The following is a 17,430-nucleotide window of genomic DNA, read 5'->3' on the forward strand; positions in this document are numbered from 1 at the left end:
ACGGAAAAATAATTTACTAGTGAAAATTAAATTAAGGATGGAGTATGTCTAATTAAGTGTACCTTTGTAAAAGAGTTTGGATATTTATATTAATTTTATTGTGGAGATTGGAAAAAATGTACGTATACTAACGCTAATCTATAATGAAAAGAGGAAATGATTATGAAAAAAGCAGATGGTATACAGTTTCATATTGGAGTACGAGACGGAGAAGTAGGTAAATATGTAATTATGCCTGGAGATCCAAAGCGATGTGAAGTTATAGCCAAGTATTTAGACAATGCTGTAAAAGTAGCAGATTTAAGAGAATATACTACGTATACAGGCTACTTAAATGGAGTAAAAGTAAGCGTCGCATCTACTGGAATTGGTGGACCAAGCGCTGCTATTGCTATACAAGAATTGGTAGATGCTGGTGCAGATACATTTATTCGCGTAGGAACTTGTGGAGGTATGGATCTCGAAGTTCAAGGTGGCGATTTAATCGTCGCAACAGGTGCAGTTAGAATGGAAGGAACAAGTAAAGAATATGCACCTATCGAATTCCCAGCAGTAGCGAATTATGAGATTGTAAGTGCTTTAATTGGTGCAGCAAAAGACTCAGGTAGAGATCCACATGTTGGTGTAGTTCAATGTAAAGATTCTTTCTATGGACAACATTCACCAGAAACGAAACCAGTTAGCTATGAATTAGTTGATAAATGGCAAGCGTGGCTAGACTTAGGGTGCTTAGGTTCTGAAATGGAATCAGCAGCACTATTTACAGTTGCAAGTTACTTAAAAGTCAGATGCGGTACGATACTTCTAGCGGTGGCAAATCAAGAAAGGGAAAAAGCAGGATTATCTAATGTCGGAAATTATGATATTGAGCCAGCTATTCAAATTGCTGTAAATGCAATAAAGAATTTAATCAATGCAGATAACACTAGTGATAAATAATTGTATCGTGAAAAATGTTCTAGAGTTTAAATCTTTTAAGATTATTAATAAATAGAGAATGATTCCGATGTTTGTTCTATACCTTGGTAACTTAAAGCGGCTCCCGGATAAACAAGTAGCATTGATACTCGAAAATAAGTGGATTGTTGATGCCAGCAATAAAGTGTATTTGATGTTAACTCAAAATCTTTACACTTATTAGTTTACCATTCCTTGATTTTGAAAACGTAGAAATCATTGAGCTGTTTAGAGTACTTAGAGGATAGTTGGGATATAAAACATATTGCGGAATTGTTAAAAACGGACATATAACAATTGTTATATGTCCGTTTTTTCTTCATATTCAAGTATATCACCAGTCTGACAATTTAATGTCTGGCAGATTTTTTTAAAAGTGGCAAAGCGAATAGCACATGCTTTACCTATTTTTAGTATTGATAAGTTAACTTGGGTAATTCCAATTTTTTTTACTACGCTTTGAAGAAGTTATTTTTCTAGCATTAATTAATCTAGATTAGTTTTTATCATTAGGAGCTTCCGCCTTAATCACGTTGTTAAAATCATCTTGTAAAGATATGCCGTATTTAAAAACTACATAAAGCATATAAACGATGGATAACAAAAGAAGGTTTCCTATTAAACTTGGCCAAGAATCTGGAAAAACATCGCTGACATTGTACGCATTTACTTGCGCAAATAACAACTTACTAATGAAGTTCAAAACTGTAAAGCTAGTGATAGAGATTAAGATTAGTTTTAGGTATTTAAGATTTCGAGAAATAAAGAAGTCTTGTTCGTAAATATTACCAATTATTTTACGTAGAGCATACATAATGATAAACAAACAAGCAATGATTGCTAACGCGACTAAGCAGGAAAGCACTAAAAACCATACTGATAGGTTTGTGCTTGAGTTTAAATCTACATACTGTAGCAATTGTTTTTTGACTCCGTTTGGTACTAACAATAAAGCTCCAGACGCAAATAATAGTATTAATCCAGCAAACGCACATAAAACTTGAGCAATTAGCGACATAATTGATAAAAATTTTAGAACGGTCTTGGTAAAAAGATTAATTAGAAATCATCTCCTTATTTTACATATTATTCTAAAACAATAAAGTGTTATCGTCAAACAATAATATTTTTTTTGTAATTTTTTTCAAGGAGATTGAACCTTATGTATAGCTTTATAATTTTGTTTGATCAAAACAATTCAAAAGTTTGGTGGTGTTCAAAATGAAAGATTGGCGACTGGAAAGAAATCTTTCATTACTAAAGAAATAGAAAATAGCTGTGATAATAGACGTGTTGATTCAACGTAGCTTCATTTTTTCTTGTTCAACTAATGGGGCAGGTTAGTTCAATAAGGGGAATTTTAAATTCAGTTGTTACAGTTCAAGATGGTATTTCTAATGAATTAGTTTTATCAACGTGAAAAGATACTATCTATTAATAAAAAGATCCCAGTACATCCTAAAAGGATATATGTGAAAACTCCGAATACTTTTTGATTAAGATGTTTAAATAGTACTTGCCCTATTATCAATCCGATAAATACAGCAGGGATGGCATACAAACTTGAACGCCAAATGCTCAAGTCTGTTCCAGTAAAAAGCATTTGAGAAACAAGACTAATGAAATATATAAATAAATAAAATGCCAGTGTTGTAGCTCTTGTTTTTTCTTTTACAGTCTTTGTTCCAGCAAAATATATCAAAAGTGGTGGTCCAGGCATACCAATACTTATTGTTAGAAGACCAGATATTCCACCAACAATATAGTCTCTTGCTGTAGTTGTTTTAAATCTAACATTAAAAATTAGCATTAAGGTTAATAGTAATAAAATGATACTAATGATTATTTTAAAAGTACTAATATCAATAGACAAATAAATTAACCCACCAAATGGTATACCAGCAATGCTTCCTAAAACTAATTTTTTTAATAAATTTTTATCAATATCCTTTTTGATTTTCATTATTAAAGCACTAGAGATAATTAATGAAAGAATAATATTTATTTGGATAGCTTCTTGAGGTTTAAATAACATTAATAAAAATGGTGTAGCCATAATCGAGAATCCAAAACCAGTACTTGTTTGTAAAATGGATGCCACGAAGATAATACAAATATATATAAATAAATTTTCCAAAGCTATATCTCCTTTTAATAATATGACAATGCATTCGCTTCTATTAGACTTTACCAAAAATCCATCCATAGGTGAACACAGAAGATATATAATAATAGAGAGTGTGTTAATTCAACTAACGGTTGCTTTACTTCAATAAGAAAAAAATTTATAAATATAACTGGTGTATAATTGGGAAATATAGGAGGTGAATTGATGGGTGATGTAATTGGTTATGTAGTAGTTATATTAATAATTATTAGTTTCACATACGGCTTATTTAAACAAGTTCAACATACTTTAACTATCCAAAAAGCTAATAGACCAGATGTATCTAACTTCAGATGGTTGTTATTCGGCAATTATTTAACGTGTGTTTTATTTTTGGGTTTTCTCGTTTCTTTTATATTAAACGTTTTAATTGCGATGCAAGTTATCCAGTTAAATTTACTTACAAGTGATAATACAGGTTTTAGTTGTTTTTTATTTTTACTGATTCTTTTATTTGCTAAATCCGGCTCTATTCCTAAAAATCGTAGCTGAAACGAATTATTAAATTGATAAAAGGTTATATTATGTTTTATTAATTTTACTCTTCAACTAAGGGGCAGGTTAGTTGAAGAAGGTATATAGATGGTTGTTATTGTAATAGTGATATAAGGAGGATAATTATGGGGTATAAATTTGAAATTATGACACAAGAACAAGCGGAAGAAATTGCATTTAATTGGCACTATGATGCTGAGTATTCTTTTTACGATATGGAGGCAGATAAAGAAGATTTAGTTGAGTTTTTAGACCCTAATAAACGAGGTGACTCAAACTTTGTTGTTACTAAAGACAATGATATTATAGGTTTCTTTAGCTTTAATCAAGTAGATATAAATACTATCGATATAGGGTTAGGGATGAGACCAAATCTAACTGGTAATGGAAATGGATTGGAATTTTTAAAAGCAGGTATAGAGTTTGCTGAATCAAAATATACACCCCAAAAAATAATGTTATCAGTAGCAACTTTCAATCAGAGGGCAATAAAAGTATATAGAAAAATTGGATTTAAAGAAGTTGATACTTTTATGCAGGATACAAATGGAGATAGTTTTGAATTTCTGAAAATGACTTACCAATGCTAATTTAGATAGTAGGTCTTCTTCAACTAACGGGTGCTTTACTTCAAGAATGAGTGAAGCTTTTTTCTTATTGAACTAACGGGCAGTTTAGTTGAAATAGTCAAAGAGATTTTTCATTTTAAATGAGGTGATTAGGATTAGAGGTTTAACTTTTGAAATTCCAAATGGTTATGGAAAATATTTGTTTGAAATTTTAAGTGATCTAGAACTTAATGGATTAAATTGGAGAATTGGAGGAGGAGAATCTTATATTATAGAAAATAACACATTAGGGGAACCTTTATTTCCTTCTCTTTGTACGGTAAATGGGCAAACATTATCTGAGTTAATTTCAAAAGAAGAATATTATCTTATATTTGTCGATTTAAAGGCATTTGCGAATAAGTTAGATGTAAAAGAAATTGCAACTTATCAAGAATTTGTTGAAAGTGAATGTCAGTTTGTACTCTTAGTAGTGGATTCCTCATATGTAACGATTTATTCAAAAAAACAATACATAATTAAACAATTGTTTTCTAAGGCCGTAAATGCTGGTTACAAAAATGTGAAATATATTACAGATGAGAATGATAGCAGAACAACGTTGATTGCTTTCTAATACCCTATTGTCGAAGCAATTTGTAATACATTGACTAGAGTTGTATTTAAACAAACGGGTGCTTTAGTAAGAAGACCTTTGAGCTGTTCAGACAGCTTTTTTTCTTATTCAACTAAAGGGACAGTTTAGTTGAACAGTAATTGGAACTTTTATGGAATTTTAAGGTCATATATATAAATTGAACTAATAGGGGTGTACGTATATGAAACGATTCAGTATAAGCTCAATAGTCTTTTTATTTATAGGGCTTCTTTTCTTCACATTAAACTGGTTAATAGACGGTTATTTTGAACCTATTGTACTTACTGGAGTTATTTTTATAATACTAGGGACTGTATTTTGTTTTTTTGCTATCTCTAAAAGGGAAAAAGGAAGTGTAAAATATATATCACTTACTACCTTTTTCATTATATTATTTTTAGTTACTTGGTATGAACCATTCCAAGTTCTCCGAATGATGACTTGGATTAAAAATTTTATTTAACTAACGGGTGCTTTAGTTTAATAAAGTTCATTAAAATGATCGAACTCTTTTATAAATAACCTACTCAAAGTTAGAAAGATTAACGCTGTTTTAAGCATGCTTTATTCAAAAGCTCTATTTGATACCTTTAGGTAGAAGTCGATTATTGACTTATTTGACTTATCTTCTGTTTGTCAATTGTCGCTAAATCTGCGCCACGCTCATGCGACAACAGTTGAACAAGCAGATAGTGGAATGTTAAATTTCAGCAATATGTTGAATGAATATCTGAAATAAAATGTGCAGTAAATGAGGGAAGTAACTATAAAAAGGGTCACTCGGTAGCAAGTGACCCTCGTTGAGAGAAAAGGGATGTGTAAGGCTAAAATACCTTAACCTTCACATTACAATTATTATTATGGGTTAGCTACAAGAAAGAGGCTGTAGTTTAATACATGAAGCTAGCGCCAACAATAATTAGAAGAATGAATAGGACAACGATTAAAGCAAATGATGAATTGTTTCGTCTGCCATAGTCGTTACCATTATTTTGATATCCCATAATAAATCCCCTCCTTTCTAAACCTATAATATGTATTGTTATTGAAAGGAGAGGTGACATTCATCTAATCAATTATTAAAATGGTCATTTTCAACAACTTTAAAGAGCCTTACTAAATAAAATGTAGCTAGGTTTTTATATTTTCATATCAAAATTAAATCCCTATATTATCACCTTACAAGTTAAGTTGAAAAATTTATCTACGGTACGATTCAAGACTTTCAGATAGCAGTCATTGTTTGTCTTTATCGACTTTTGTCTGTGCAGGTAATAGAGGATGAAACACATTACGATCTACATCGTAAAAACAAAATCCGTCTAATTGCCCCTTCTAATCTTTGTAGTAGTGAATTAATCAAAGCATCTATTTTATTGAAAAAAGAAAGGAGTATGGGAAATGAAAAAGTTCTGTACAAAATCTCTTTATTGAGTTGCATATGCACGTCTTTTTTCTTTATTCAACTAGCGGGTTTTTTAATGGAGCAATGAAAAAAGCCTAATTTCTTTGCATTAAATTGAGAAATTAGGCTTTCAATATTGAAATTTCCTTTAATGAGAAATACTTTGTTAAAGCCTAAGTCAAGGAGAGAATTGCCGGTGTACGCCTATTATCATTGAAAAAAATAAAAAACAACTCTTGGAACAAGAGAGTTTGGTCGGTTTATTCTATAATAAATTATAGTCTAACCTTAACTTCAGTACCGTCCTTAGCTTTGACATCTACTAGCACGATCCCTTTATAATTTTTCAGTTCCTTGACGATAGGCTTTAGCGATTTTTTGTCTATTAGTGGAAAGGCAAAGTCCAGTTTTTTTCTTTCGAAGTGCTCTTTTGTCCATTTGTTAATATTTTTTTGAAAAAAATTTGAAGACAAAATTGAAATAACAATGTTTAAAATAGCATATGGAATTGGGATGGTAAACCTAACGTCTTTTGCTTTCACTTTTACAAGCATCATAAGCAAATCACTAAGCAATGAAGACCGAAACGGTATCCCCGTTTGCCGATTTAATATCAACAATTTGGCCATCTAATTCGTTTTCGATTGCTTCAATAATAAGGTTTATGTCTATATCTTTAATGTATTTTTCCGATTGAGGTATACTCGCTGCGATGCTGTGTCCAGCCATTAATACTACCTTTACAAGTTTTATAGGCAAATTGACAGTGACATTATCATTTTCGGTTGATACAACACGAATTTTTAATGTTTTATCTAAATACTTAGTCGGTTTTACAAAAAGCTTATTATCTGTTTCTTCTTTCTCCTTTAATACTTGAATCAGTTCGGATCCCTTATCTACATCAATCTTACCTTCTTGAACCATTGTTAACACTCTTGTAATTTCGTCTTTCATGATAATTTCCTCCTATTCCTCTTTTAAGAGCTTAATGGCTTCTTCTGGTGTAATTTCGCCATTTTCCAACATGGTGACAACTTTTTTTTCGTCTACTTCATTTTTCTTCTTTTGCACATATCCAAGGGATGAAATGATGTCTGTAAGCTTGCCTCGAACCGTAGGATACGAAATCCCAAGTTCTTTTTCAACTTCTTTGATATTCCCTCTGCATGTTAAAAATACTTCCACAAAATGAAGCTGATCCATTGATAAGGATGCTAGTTTAGATAATTCAAACTCATTTTCAATCGTAGTTTGACATTGAGAGCAATGCAATTTTGTAATTTTCAATGTTTCACTGCAGACAGGACAATTTGTGATTACTTTATAAGCCATAATTAAATCCCTTCCTTTTAGTTGATTCGATTATATAACAAAGAATTAAAAAAATAAATAATGAAATTAAATATATTTATGTAAAAAATCAATAATGTTAATTTATTATTTAATATTATTAATTAATCATTTTCGTTATATGCTAAACAAATGGAACGTTTTCAGAAGACTTTCCTTACTTTCTCTGAAAATAATTGGATATTTATGTTAAATTATAATAGAAATTGCGAAGGAATGTACTTAAACTACGTAGCAGGTTAGGAAAGTAACTCACAAAAAAGGGGATAGAAAGTGGAGTTATTACTTGGTATAACTGTTAGTGTCATTGGATTTGTTGTTCTCGCTTTTATAAAAAGAAGTATGGAAAGAAAGAAAACTTCAACTAGTCAATCCGTTGTTTGGTGGATAGTGGCAACTACAGTTTGGGGGTAGCAAGTATCATTCTTATTGTGAGTTGGATTTAGTAAAATTAAGTGGATTTTGGAAATGGTTTTCTTATGAGTGTAATGTTACTTTTAATAGGATTGCGAGAATTTAAAAGAACTTAGAGTTTAAAGTGGGGTATCTTCTTTTTGTGCAATTCGTTATTCAATTTATTCGTCGCGGTTCAAGGCATTGTGATTTATTAAATAGTTGTAGTATTCAACTAACTGTGCAGTTTAGTTGAAGAAGATAAATATAAAATTGATTAAAGGTAACTATTAAAAGATATATACACGCTAATGGGCTGTTATAAATATGGGAATAGATGAATATGTAGAAAATAGTAATATTGAAGAAAGGACATAAAGAGAATATATCGTCGGCTATCCTTGTAAGCTATTAAATGAATTAGAAAGGGAAAATGAGTAATCCATATTGTATTAGTGTCGCAGGATAATTGAATAAAACTATAAAAAAGAATGCTATAGTTTTCATCATACTTAAAACTGAAAGCATAAAAACGAAGCACTCTTATTTTTATTAATGTCAACAATGAAGTCCTTTTCATATAATAATTATGGGGTGGAAAAATGCCAAGAGTTAAATACAGAGATGCAGACGTTGCTTTAATGGCAAGGATGATGAGAGCGGAAGCTGAGGGTGAAGGAAACCAAGGGATGTTATATGTTGGTAATGTAATTGTTAATCGTGCTGTAGCTGATTGTTTAGACTTTAGAGATGTAAGAACAATTGAAGATGTCATTTATCAGGTGCAAGGAGGAAATTTTTCTTTTGAAGCTGTTCAAAAAGGGAATTTATTTTATCAAAGAGCGAGATCTTCTGAAAAAAGATTAGCAAAGCAAAATTTGGATTTTTGGAGACAACATCCAGCGCATTTTGCGCTTTGGTATTTTAATCCATATGCTGAGTGTCCTCCAACATGGTACGGTCAACCTTTTACTGGTCAATTTAAAAATCATTGTTTTTATGAACCAGCAGCTGGAACATGTGAAAGTGTTTATACCGGTTAGGTCAAAAAAGTATTTATCCAACCAGTTGTCGGTATTTTACCGGTGACTGGTTCATGATTATAATTTTATCTTTTGCTAAATAAAGAAGACCTTGAAGAAGAAGTAGATTATCAGAGTAAAAAATGGAATCTTACAAGGCGAACTACTTAATGTGGCGTTGATCCAGAAGGATTAACGCTCTTTATGTTTTATTGATGCACTAAGGGTTTAGTTGAATAGGGGATAAGAAATAATAGGAATTACATATAATTTCGTTTAGAAGGAGAATGAGATGATAATAAAAATGACTCAAATTAATATGAAGGATTTTAATAAATCCAACGAAGGTTTCTTTGTTTCTGGGAGGATAATACCTACATTTGAAAATAATACTTGGAAATATACAGAGGAGATTTTTCCTGAACCTTATTTCAAGAAATATGAAGATGATGAAATTGATATCAGTTATATTGAAGAAGAGGGGAAAGCGGTATTTTTTTATTACGTTGAAAACAACTGCATTGGTCAGATTAAGATACGTTCTAATTGGAACGGATATGCACTTATTGAGGACATCGCTGTTGCAAAAGATTATAGAAAAAATGGTGTTGGAACAGCATTATTAAATAAAGCTTTGGAGTGGGCTAAGGCTAATAACTTAGGTGGTCTTATGCTTGAAACACAAGATATTAATGTTTCAGCTTGTTATTTTTATGCCAAAAATAAATTTGTAATAGGTGCGGTTGATACTATGCTTTATTCAAAATTTCCAACAGCTAATGAAGTAGCGATTTTTTGGTATAATAAAATTTAGGTTTGTTCAGTTGAAGATTCTTGAGCTGTTCAGACAGCTCTTTTTATTCAACTAAAGGGCAGTGTAGTGGGATAATGTCTTTTTGATTAAGAGCTTCCATAAGGCTAGCAATATTTTTTTCATAAAAGTTCGATTCACATTAATTGTAGATATAAAGAGTCTGTAATATACTTTATTGAAATGAAAAGATTATGTATTAGTAGTCCGAATGTAATATAGGGTTCGTAATTTATTGGAGTTTAGGCATATTAAGATTATTTGAATTTAACATTAGTATCAAACAAGATAGCATCTCAATAAAAATAAAACAAAGAGGAGATAGAGATATGACTGAATTCTGGGAATCAAGTTTTATAGAAAAACAAACGATGTGGGGGTTTGAACCTACAGACTCTGTAATCGTGACAAAGGATTTTTTCCTTGAAAGGAATATAAAGGACATACTGCTACCAGGTATTGGATATGGTAGAAATGCAAAGGTTTTTATTGATAATGGAATAAATGTAACAGGTATTGAGATTTCAAAAACAGCGATTGATTTGGCGAGGCAAAACGGGATTGATATTAGTATTTTTCAGGGATCAGTAACTGATATGCCTTTTGATAAAAAACTTTATGACGGTATATTTAGCCATGCACTTATTCACTTATTGAATAATCGTGAGAGAGAGAAGTTTATTAGAGATTGCTATAATCAGTTAAAGCCTAATGGTTATATGGTTTTTACAACTGTTTCAAAAAAAGCTCCAATGTTTGGAAAGGGCAAACAATTGGATAAAGACTATTTTGAGATAATGGAAGGCGTTAAAATGTATTTTTATGATTCTGACTCCATAAAACAAGAATTTGAAAAATATGGACTGGAAGAGTTTTCAGAAATTGAAGAGCCAAATAAGAACATGAAAAATAAACCACCAGTAAAATTTATTATGATTAAATGTAAGAAAGAACTCTAAGGTTATTCAATTTAAGAGTGATTCTTATGAGACTGTATGTTTAAAATCTAAAAAAGCCGAAAAATATGTAAGCGGTGAATAAAAACTTACATATTTTTCGGCTGATTAATATTATTCTAATTAGGTAATTGCTTCATGTGTTTATCGTTGAAAATTAGATTAAATCAAGCTTGGATGTAACTTTCCAGCGAGACGTTTCGCAATAATGGGGTCGGTTCTCCTACACTGTAAAGTTGCAAAAGATGCATAGCTCTAGTACAGGCGGTGTAAAATGCTCTGCGAAGGCTCTCGTCGCTATATACTTGCTCTGATGCATCATAAATAATGACAGCGTCGAACTCAATGCCTTTAGCTAAATACGATGGTATCACAACAACTCCTTGTTCATATTCAATCGAGCTGCTTTTCACGAGTTTAATATCATCGATGTGAGACAAGGCTTCGAATGCACTTTTACTTTCCTCAGATGATTTACATATTATAGCAATACTGTTATAACGTTGACTTCGCAAAGTTGCAACTTTGGATGCGATGCAGTGGTGAAGTTCAGTGTGATTGAGTAATTGTGTGAGCACGGGTAGCTCGCCGTCGCGTTCGAATGGGATAATCCGTTCGCCGTTAGGTACTAGTCTGCGTGTAAATTCGATAATCGGTTTTGTGGATCGGTAGCTGCGTGTCATGTTAATTACTTCCGTTTCATCCGGTCCGTATAAGTTCATTAGTGTACGAAAATCATCCATTTCACTTGCATGGGCGAAAATTGCCTGATTAAAGTCACCCAGCACAGTCATTTTTGCCGAAGGAAATAAACGCTTTAGAAACTCGAATTGAAACGCTGAATAATCCTGAGCCTCGTCAATAAGTATGTGCTTTATCGAACCGTTTGTCTGAAAGCCTTGAATCATCTCTTTCATAAATAAGAACGGAGTAGCATCTTCATAAGATAGTTTGCTTTCATCCAGCATTTCCAGCGTTGCTTGACAAATCTCCGTCCACTCCGCGGGTGTTTCTCCATCTATCCACTGTTTGATCTGCAGTGGTTCAGCAAAAAGCTGCTTATATATTCCTTTAATGTCGATGAAACCAAATGCTCCGACTCGTTTACGTAACGGTTTCAATTTCTGTTGAACAATCAATCGAGCAAGTACTTCAGGCTCAACCTCATAATCAGCAATCGATTCTCCTGTAAAGCCGCGTTTTTTTGCTAAGTAGGTATGGGCCTTGTGGTATTCCTCGTCGCTAAGTAGCTCGATTTTTTCCTGTACCCACGGCTTAGTCAGTTCAGCCTTTTGAGTTTCGTTGATTTTCTTAACTAGCCAATCCTTTAACTTTTCAAGTCTATTATGGAAGCGGAGTGAAGTGTCGTTACTATAAAACCTTTCTGCTATTTGCCCCGCAGTAACAATCGGTTCTCCTCTGAAGATCATGTCCTTGAATATCATTCCAGAGAACTCTAACGATTTCATATATAATTCGATCGCATTGAAAAAAAGAGGTGATGCTTTGAATCGAATGCTCGCAACCCTTGACTTGTAGGAAGGGGTGTTCGTAGCAGTTAAAACATATTCCAATTGCTCGTAGGGATTTTCAACTTGAAACTCTTTACTCAGCCGATGGACTAAGTATTCCTGAAATGTGACCTGATGCATATTCTCTTCTCCAAGTTCTGGCAGTACATTGGATACATAGCTGTTAAACATCGAATTTGGTGAAAATAGAATTATTTGATCAGCATTCATACTTTCGCGATTTTTGTAGAGTAAAAAAGCAATCCGCTGCAGGGCGGCCGATGTCTTGCCACTGCCAGCTGCACCGTGTACAATAAGTAGTTTCCCACGATCATGACGGATGATTCGATTTTGCTCCTGTTGAATCGTAGCTACTATATTGTGCATATGTTTATCTGTGCCTTTGCCCAGTACCTGTTGTAAAATCTCGTCTCCAATGGTAAGACTCGTATCGAACATGGATTGAAGAACACCGTCACGGATAAGATATTGCCCCTTTTTCTCCAAAATGCCTTTGATTTCACCCTCAAGTGTTGCATACTTAGCCGGTCCAGTCTGGTACTCATAGTAGATGCTTGAGATAGGTGCCCTCCAGTCATAGATAAGAAATTCTTCGCCACTTGCATCTGTAAGTGTGGAAATTCCAATATAGATTTGTTCCTGAGCAGATTCTCCTTCTTCAATGAAATCGATTCGGCCGAAGTATGGAACCTCCTTCATACGTCGAAGCGTAGACAATTGCTTAGATACATGTCGATCGGTGCTTTGACTTACAGTTAGAGCTTGAGCTTCTTGTCTCAAGCCGATGATGGTCTCAAGATAATCGTCAAAAGTATCAAGATTCACTTTGACTTCATCAAAGAAGTGTTTACGTATATTAACCAGTTCGTTTTGACGTCGAGAAGTTTCTTCCTCTAATTTGCTGATGCGCTCCGTTATTGTCTCTATTACACTGTCCACACGTTTTTGCTCCTGCAGAAATTCTGAACCCATAGCAACCACTCCTTAAAAAAATCGGATTTGACAAACGAAAAAATATATTATATAATTTAAAGTAGGGATATACTAATCTTCTTCATCTGAAAGAGTATATCTATATAAATTTACCACAGGTTCACATTTTTATCAATGTGTTGAACCTAATTTCTGTGCTTATAGATTCTTAAGGCTCATTGCCGTAACATATACAAATTAAATGCAAGAAAAAACACCCTTTAGATAAAAGGGTGTTTTTTTTTTGACCATATCAAAAAGTAATTTATTCAAATTGTTTTGAATAAGTTAGATATCGTTTATACAATTAGAGGAGGAATATCAAGTTCCTACATTTGTAATGAAATAGTCGTGAAGCAGATCATTTTCTACACATTATTGATGCCTTCGATGCGCATCTTTCAGTACAAAAAACTTAACTATTCCGTATAAATTTAACACAATAAGAGCCAGGAAGTTCAATATTAAATAAGAGGCATCCACTAATCGATTAACTGGATTGCCTTTTTTAATTTTGTACAATTCACGGACAACTTAGGAAACACTTACAAATGATGGGACCAATACTGAAATGCGATGTTGACTCTTTAAATTGATAGAAGTGTTAAAGCCTTTCTTCAACAATCGGAAGTCATTAACAGCAGATTATTGAATTGTTCAGACAGCTCTTTTCTTTTTCAACTAATGGGGCAGTTTAGTTCAATAATGATATTAGAGTAAAGTTAAATAAATAAAATGAATATTCACTATAATCCTTAACAAGGATTTAACTTAGATAGTTATATACTTTTAACATCAAATAGAAAGGATGCAGGCAATCAGATTGAATTGTAATATTATGGCATCTATCGGATGATAAAGGGTGAAAATATTCTAGGAGGAATTTAATATGAAGAAACCATTAAAAATAGCTACACTTATGCTAGGGTTATCTGTTGTTGCAGGATCTGCATATGCTGCGAGCAACAACGACATGTGGGAAACTACTAAATCCAGTGAGCCTGTCAACTTAAAAGAAATGGCTAAAGAAAGAGGGATCACGTTAGATGAACTGATTGCTCAGCTTGAAGAAGAAGGAAAGAAAGGTAAGCTAACAGAAGCTGTTGAATCAACTTTGTCCACCGAAATAGCAGATGACTCAAAATCCAGTGAACCTGTCAATTTAGAGGAAATGGCTAAAGAAAAAGGGGTCACGTTAAATGAATTGATTGTTCAGCTTGAAGAAGAAGGAAAGCTGACAAAAGCAGCAAAAGTAACAGATGCCAAATAAGAAGTAACAAATAATAAGAAACAAGTAACAAGTAACAAGTAATATATAGTAACTGGAGCTGTTACAAAAGTAAACTGCTGTTTAGGGGAGCTTTTGAAACAGCTCTGTTGTTCGTGAGAAGAGATCATCACTAAATTGAATGAATATCTGAAAGGTATTGTGCAGTAAGAGAGCTGACGGTAGAGTGAGGAAAGGAAAAAGGCCACTTACAAATAGAAAGGGGCCTATGTATCAAAAAAGGTGGGTAGTAAATATAAATTACTTCACACTATAAAGTAAGATGTAAAAGTAATTTTTTTGCCAAATGCATTCGATATAGCAGTGAAAAACATTTTTATTTCATCATCTTTTTGAATTGTTTTAACTCATAAATAATAGAGTCTATCTGCTTTTGCATGTTGTCTGACTGTTTTGATTGTTCATCTGAATTTTGAGACCCTTGATTACTTGATTTTTCTAAAGCTTCTAGTGCAAGACCAGCAGCAACAGCTTGTAAACCATCTCCTAATGTAGAAATAGATGCCCCAATAAATGCGAGTCTAGCAATCTGAATATCTTGTGAGTCAGAGGATTGTTTTAAATTTTTTTTATTTTCATTCATTTCTTATCCCCCTTACCATCATTGTAAAAAAGTGAATTGCCTTAACTGCATCATATGCATCTTTTTTAATAAAGATGAAGGTGTTGGAAAATTAAATGATTTTTAAGTTCAAATATAAAATAGTAGCGCATACAGACGCTACTTTATAGAGATTTACTGAATACTTTGGTGTGAATATTATAAAAGTAATCTACTATTTTTTATGAGAGTTATATTATTTAATGGGTATTCATTCACTTCATCCGGAATCTGAAAAAAATGAAAATTTAGAAATATTTAATCCTAGTTTAAATAAAGTTTGATACAATTTAATTGATATGCAGAAATCCTAAGTTCAGCAAGAGGGCCATTTAACGGAGGAACAATTTGGGATGAGGTTATAATGGTTTTAACAATTAAGGGGGGGAAGAATGGAGATTGGCATAGGTTATTTCATTGCATTGATAGGTGCTTTTATCGCTTATCAACTTAGTGTAGGCAAATCGAAAGGATTAAAATATAAGGTGTGGGGTATTGCTCTTATGTTACCAATTTCTCCATCTTTGGCTTTTTCGATAGGATTAACTTATGCAGTAATTGTTAGAGATGGTTGGTCAGCATTGATCATGGTTTATATTTTTCCTATTATTTTCATAATAGGACTTGTATTGTTGTTGGTTGGTATCTTTAATAAAGAAGAAAAAGTAATTTTAGGGGATTAAGAAATCGGCTGCGGTTGTGAACAACAGGTAGAAATTGAGCAAGCTCTTATTAAATTGGTAACATAAATCTGCAGAATAAGAATCTATTTTGATCATTCTTTTTTCAAAATGGATTCTTTCTATTTGCTCTTAAACAACAGATTTAGGGAAGTTTTTGAGCAAATTTTTTACAAAGCAAAAAAGGCTTTTTTTTATTTAATTAAAGTGACAGGATAGTTTAATAAGTAATGGCTTTTCAAAAAACAATAGAAAGTATATTCGAACTAAAGGGCATTAAATCTTACAAATTAATAAAGAATCAAAAGAAGTTCAGAATGGCGTAATTCCGAACTTCTTTTGTATACAATGGGAGACTACCTACTTGGTAGTCTTTAGTTTTGGAACATAAATCATTAAATGATTACTCCACCAATTGCGCCAGTCAGCACAACAATCCAAGGTGGCAATTTCCAATACACTAACATACTAAATAAAATCGCCGCAAACGCAAAATCAAGTGGAGCTAATATGGAGCTAGTCCAAATAGGATGGTAAAGTGCAGCTATTAATATCCCAACAACGGCTGCATTAACCCCCATTAGTGCTCCTTTAATTTTTGGATTTCGACGTAAGGAATCCCAAAAAGGCAATGTACCCAAAATAAGCAGGAAGGCAGGCAAGAAAATTGCTATGGTCGCGAGTACCCCTCCTTGCCAACCATTCATAACCGTACCAAGATAAGCTGCAAAAGTAAATAATGGACCAGGTACAGCTTGTGTAGCCCCATAACCTGCTAAGAATGTCTCTTCGCTTACCCATCCAGTAGGTACAAATTCATTTTCCAGTAATGGTAAAATAACATGACCACCACCAAAGACTAGAGAACCAGAACGATAAAAGCTGTCAAACATTTCAATCCAGCTTAAAGAGGTTACCTCTCTTAAAATGGGTAAAAAAATAAGCAAACCAAAAAATAACGTTAAACATAAAACTCCGACACTACGAGAAATAGGAAAATATGTTTTGGCTTCTTCGATTTCAGTATGTTGCTTATAAAGAATGAATCCAATAATTGCAGAAAGTACTATTATTCCCACTTGATTAAACGCCGATTGCCACAAAAGTGTACCCGCTAATGCAAACAAAACCAGCGCTTTTCTCTTTAAGTCAGGAGCAAGTTTTTGTGCCATACCTAAAATGGCATGTGCAACAACCGCTACTGCTACTATTTTTAATCCATGAATCCAACCAGCATCAGCAATATCCGACCCTTGTAGAACTAATGCAAATAGTATAAGTACTATGACGGAAGGTAGTGTAAATCCAATAAATGAAATAATTCCTCCCAGAACTCCCGCTCGCATAACTCCAATACCAATTCCTACTTGGCTACTTGCAGGACCGGGTAAGAACTGACATAAAGTGACTAGATCAGCATAGCTTTTTTCATCCATCCATTTTCTTCTTCGAATATATTCATCATGAAAGTAGCCTAGATGAGCTACTGGTCCTCCAAACGATGTAAAACCAAGCTTAGTTGAGACTAAAAGTAATTCTAGAAGAGATTTAAAACCTCTGATTTTATTATTTTTTTTCAGTATTTTCACCTT

At 32.9% G+C, this 17,430-nt stretch carries 19 protein-coding genes and 1 pseudogene; 10 read left to right on the forward strand and 10 right to left on the reverse strand.

The window, feature by feature from the left end; all coding sequences use genetic code 11:
* Positions 1 to 162 precede the first annotated feature (162 nt).
* A complete protein-coding gene (udp, locus tag MHH85_RS06755; RefSeq protein ID WP_340706387.1) occupies positions 163 to 939 on the forward strand; it encodes a uridine phosphorylase in 777 nt (258 codons plus the stop codon).
* A 318-nt stretch (positions 940 to 1,257) separates the two neighbouring features.
* Here the strand turns inward: udp and MHH85_RS06760 are convergent.
* From MHH85_RS06760 to MHH85_RS06770, 3 genes and pseudogenes are all read right to left on the reverse strand, one after another.
* Positions 1,258 to 1,407: pseudogene (locus tag MHH85_RS06760) on the reverse strand (helix-turn-helix domain-containing protein); the annotation flags it as partial.
* 46 nt (positions 1,408 to 1,453) lie between these two features.
* Positions 1,454 to 1,975 carry a DUF2975 domain-containing protein gene (locus MHH85_RS06765; protein ID WP_340706388.1) on the reverse strand — a complete coding sequence of 174 codons (522 nt, stop codon included), beginning with the start codon at positions 1,973 to 1,975 and terminating at the stop codon, positions 1,454 to 1,456.
* A 393-nt stretch (positions 1,976 to 2,368) separates the two neighbouring features.
* Entirely contained in the window at positions 2,369 to 3,094 is a 726-nt protein-coding gene (locus MHH85_RS06770) for a sulfite exporter TauE/SafE family protein (protein WP_340706389.1), read from the reverse strand.
* A 195-nt stretch (positions 3,095 to 3,289) separates the two neighbouring features.
* Between MHH85_RS06770 and MHH85_RS06775 the strand changes: the two genes are divergently transcribed.
* The 3 genes from MHH85_RS06775 (at position 3,290) to MHH85_RS06785 (ending at position 4,804) form a co-directional block, all read left to right on the forward strand.
* Positions 3,290 to 3,616: a hypothetical protein gene (locus tag MHH85_RS06775; protein ID WP_193738206.1), complete on the forward strand. Its 327-nt coding sequence runs from the start codon at positions 3,290 to 3,292 to the stop codon at positions 3,614 to 3,616.
* A 128-nt stretch (positions 3,617 to 3,744) separates the two neighbouring features.
* Complete coding sequence (locus tag MHH85_RS06780) at positions 3,745 to 4,209, forward strand: GNAT family N-acetyltransferase (RefSeq protein WP_340706390.1); 465 nt, start codon at positions 3,745 to 3,747, stop codon at positions 4,207 to 4,209.
* 124 nt (positions 4,210 to 4,333) lie between these two features.
* Positions 4,334 to 4,804 (forward strand): DUF2691 family protein, encoded by a 471-nt coding sequence (locus tag MHH85_RS06785; protein WP_340706392.1) that lies wholly within the window; start codon positions 4,334 to 4,336, stop codon positions 4,802 to 4,804.
* Between the two features lie 911 nt (positions 4,805 to 5,715).
* On the opposite strand, the gene MHH85_RS06790 is transcribed toward MHH85_RS06785, so the two are convergent.
* The 4 genes from MHH85_RS06790 to MHH85_RS06805 form a co-directional block, all read right to left on the reverse strand.
* A complete protein-coding gene (locus MHH85_RS06790; protein ID WP_193740064.1) occupies positions 5,716 to 5,829 on the reverse strand; it encodes a YjcZ family sporulation protein in 114 nt (37 codons plus the stop codon).
* Positions 5,830 to 6,505: 676 nt separating this feature from the next.
* The gene (locus MHH85_RS06795) at positions 6,506 to 6,787 is read right to left on the reverse strand and encodes a hypothetical protein (protein WP_340706393.1); all 282 of its coding nucleotides are present in this window, start codon (positions 6,785 to 6,787) and stop codon (positions 6,506 to 6,508) included.
* A gap of 10 nt (positions 6,788 to 6,797) precedes the next feature.
* Complete coding sequence (locus MHH85_RS06800; protein WP_340706394.1) at positions 6,798 to 7,187, reverse strand: SHOCT-like domain-containing protein; 390 nt, start codon at positions 7,185 to 7,187, stop codon at positions 6,798 to 6,800.
* A 12-nt stretch (positions 7,188 to 7,199) separates the two neighbouring features.
* Entirely contained in the window at positions 7,200 to 7,565 is a 366-nt protein-coding gene (locus tag MHH85_RS06805; RefSeq protein WP_340706395.1) for a DUF2089 domain-containing protein, read from the reverse strand.
* Between the two features lie 291 nt (positions 7,566 to 7,856).
* On the opposite strand from MHH85_RS06805, the gene MHH85_RS06810 reads away from it, so the two are divergent.
* The 4 genes from MHH85_RS06810 to MHH85_RS06825 all read left to right on the forward strand — a co-directional run bounded on the left by MHH85_RS06810 (position 7,857) and on the right by MHH85_RS06825 (position 10,768).
* Complete coding sequence (locus MHH85_RS06810) at positions 7,857 to 7,997, forward strand: hypothetical protein (protein ID WP_340706396.1); 141 nt, start codon at positions 7,857 to 7,859, stop codon at positions 7,995 to 7,997.
* A 581-nt stretch (positions 7,998 to 8,578) separates the two neighbouring features.
* A complete protein-coding gene (locus MHH85_RS06815) occupies positions 8,579 to 9,019 on the forward strand; it encodes a cell wall hydrolase (protein ID WP_193740059.1) in 441 nt (146 codons plus the stop codon).
* 271 nt (positions 9,020 to 9,290) lie between these two features.
* Positions 9,291 to 9,812 carry a streptothricin N-acetyltransferase SatA gene (gene satA, locus MHH85_RS06820; RefSeq protein WP_340706397.1) on the forward strand — a complete coding sequence of 174 codons (522 nt, stop codon included), beginning with the start codon at positions 9,291 to 9,293 and terminating at the stop codon, positions 9,810 to 9,812.
* A 326-nt stretch (positions 9,813 to 10,138) separates the two neighbouring features.
* Complete coding sequence (locus tag MHH85_RS06825; protein WP_340706398.1) at positions 10,139 to 10,768, forward strand: class I SAM-dependent methyltransferase; 630 nt, start codon at positions 10,139 to 10,141, stop codon at positions 10,766 to 10,768.
* 164 nt (positions 10,769 to 10,932) lie between these two features.
* Here the strand turns inward: MHH85_RS06825 and helD are convergent, their stop codons facing one another.
* A complete protein-coding gene (gene helD, locus MHH85_RS06830) occupies positions 10,933 to 13,269 on the reverse strand; it encodes an RNA polymerase recycling motor HelD (protein WP_340706399.1) in 2,337 nt (778 codons plus the stop codon).
* Between the two features lie 889 nt (positions 13,270 to 14,158).
* Here helD and MHH85_RS06835 point away from each other — a divergent pair.
* Positions 14,159 to 14,539: a hypothetical protein gene (locus MHH85_RS06835; protein WP_340706400.1), complete on the forward strand. Its 381-nt coding sequence runs from the start codon at positions 14,159 to 14,161 to the stop codon at positions 14,537 to 14,539.
* Positions 14,540 to 14,873: 334 nt separating this feature from the next.
* Here MHH85_RS06835 and MHH85_RS06840 read toward each other — a convergent pair whose 3' ends face one another.
* The gene (locus MHH85_RS06840; RefSeq protein ID WP_193740054.1) at positions 14,874 to 15,140 is read right to left on the reverse strand and encodes a translation initiation factor 2; all 267 of its coding nucleotides are present in this window, start codon (positions 15,138 to 15,140) and stop codon (positions 14,874 to 14,876) included.
* A 410-nt stretch (positions 15,141 to 15,550) separates the two neighbouring features.
* Between MHH85_RS06840 and MHH85_RS06845 the strand changes: the two genes are divergently transcribed.
* Entirely contained in the window at positions 15,551 to 15,841 is a 291-nt protein-coding gene (locus MHH85_RS06845; RefSeq protein WP_340706401.1) for a hypothetical protein, read from the forward strand.
* A gap of 392 nt (positions 15,842 to 16,233) precedes the next feature.
* Here the strand turns inward: MHH85_RS06845 and MHH85_RS06850 are convergent, their stop codons facing one another.
* Positions 16,234 to 17,418 carry a chromate transporter gene (locus MHH85_RS06850; RefSeq protein WP_340708136.1) on the reverse strand — a complete coding sequence of 395 codons (1,185 nt, stop codon included), beginning with the start codon at positions 17,416 to 17,418 and terminating at the stop codon, positions 16,234 to 16,236.
* Between the last annotated feature and the right edge of the window lie 12 nt (positions 17,419 to 17,430).

It is taken from the genome of Viridibacillus sp. FSL E2-0187, from assembly GCF_038006425.1.
GTDB classification, from domain to species: Bacteria; Bacillota; Bacilli; order Bacillales_A; family Planococcaceae; genus Viridibacillus; species Viridibacillus arvi.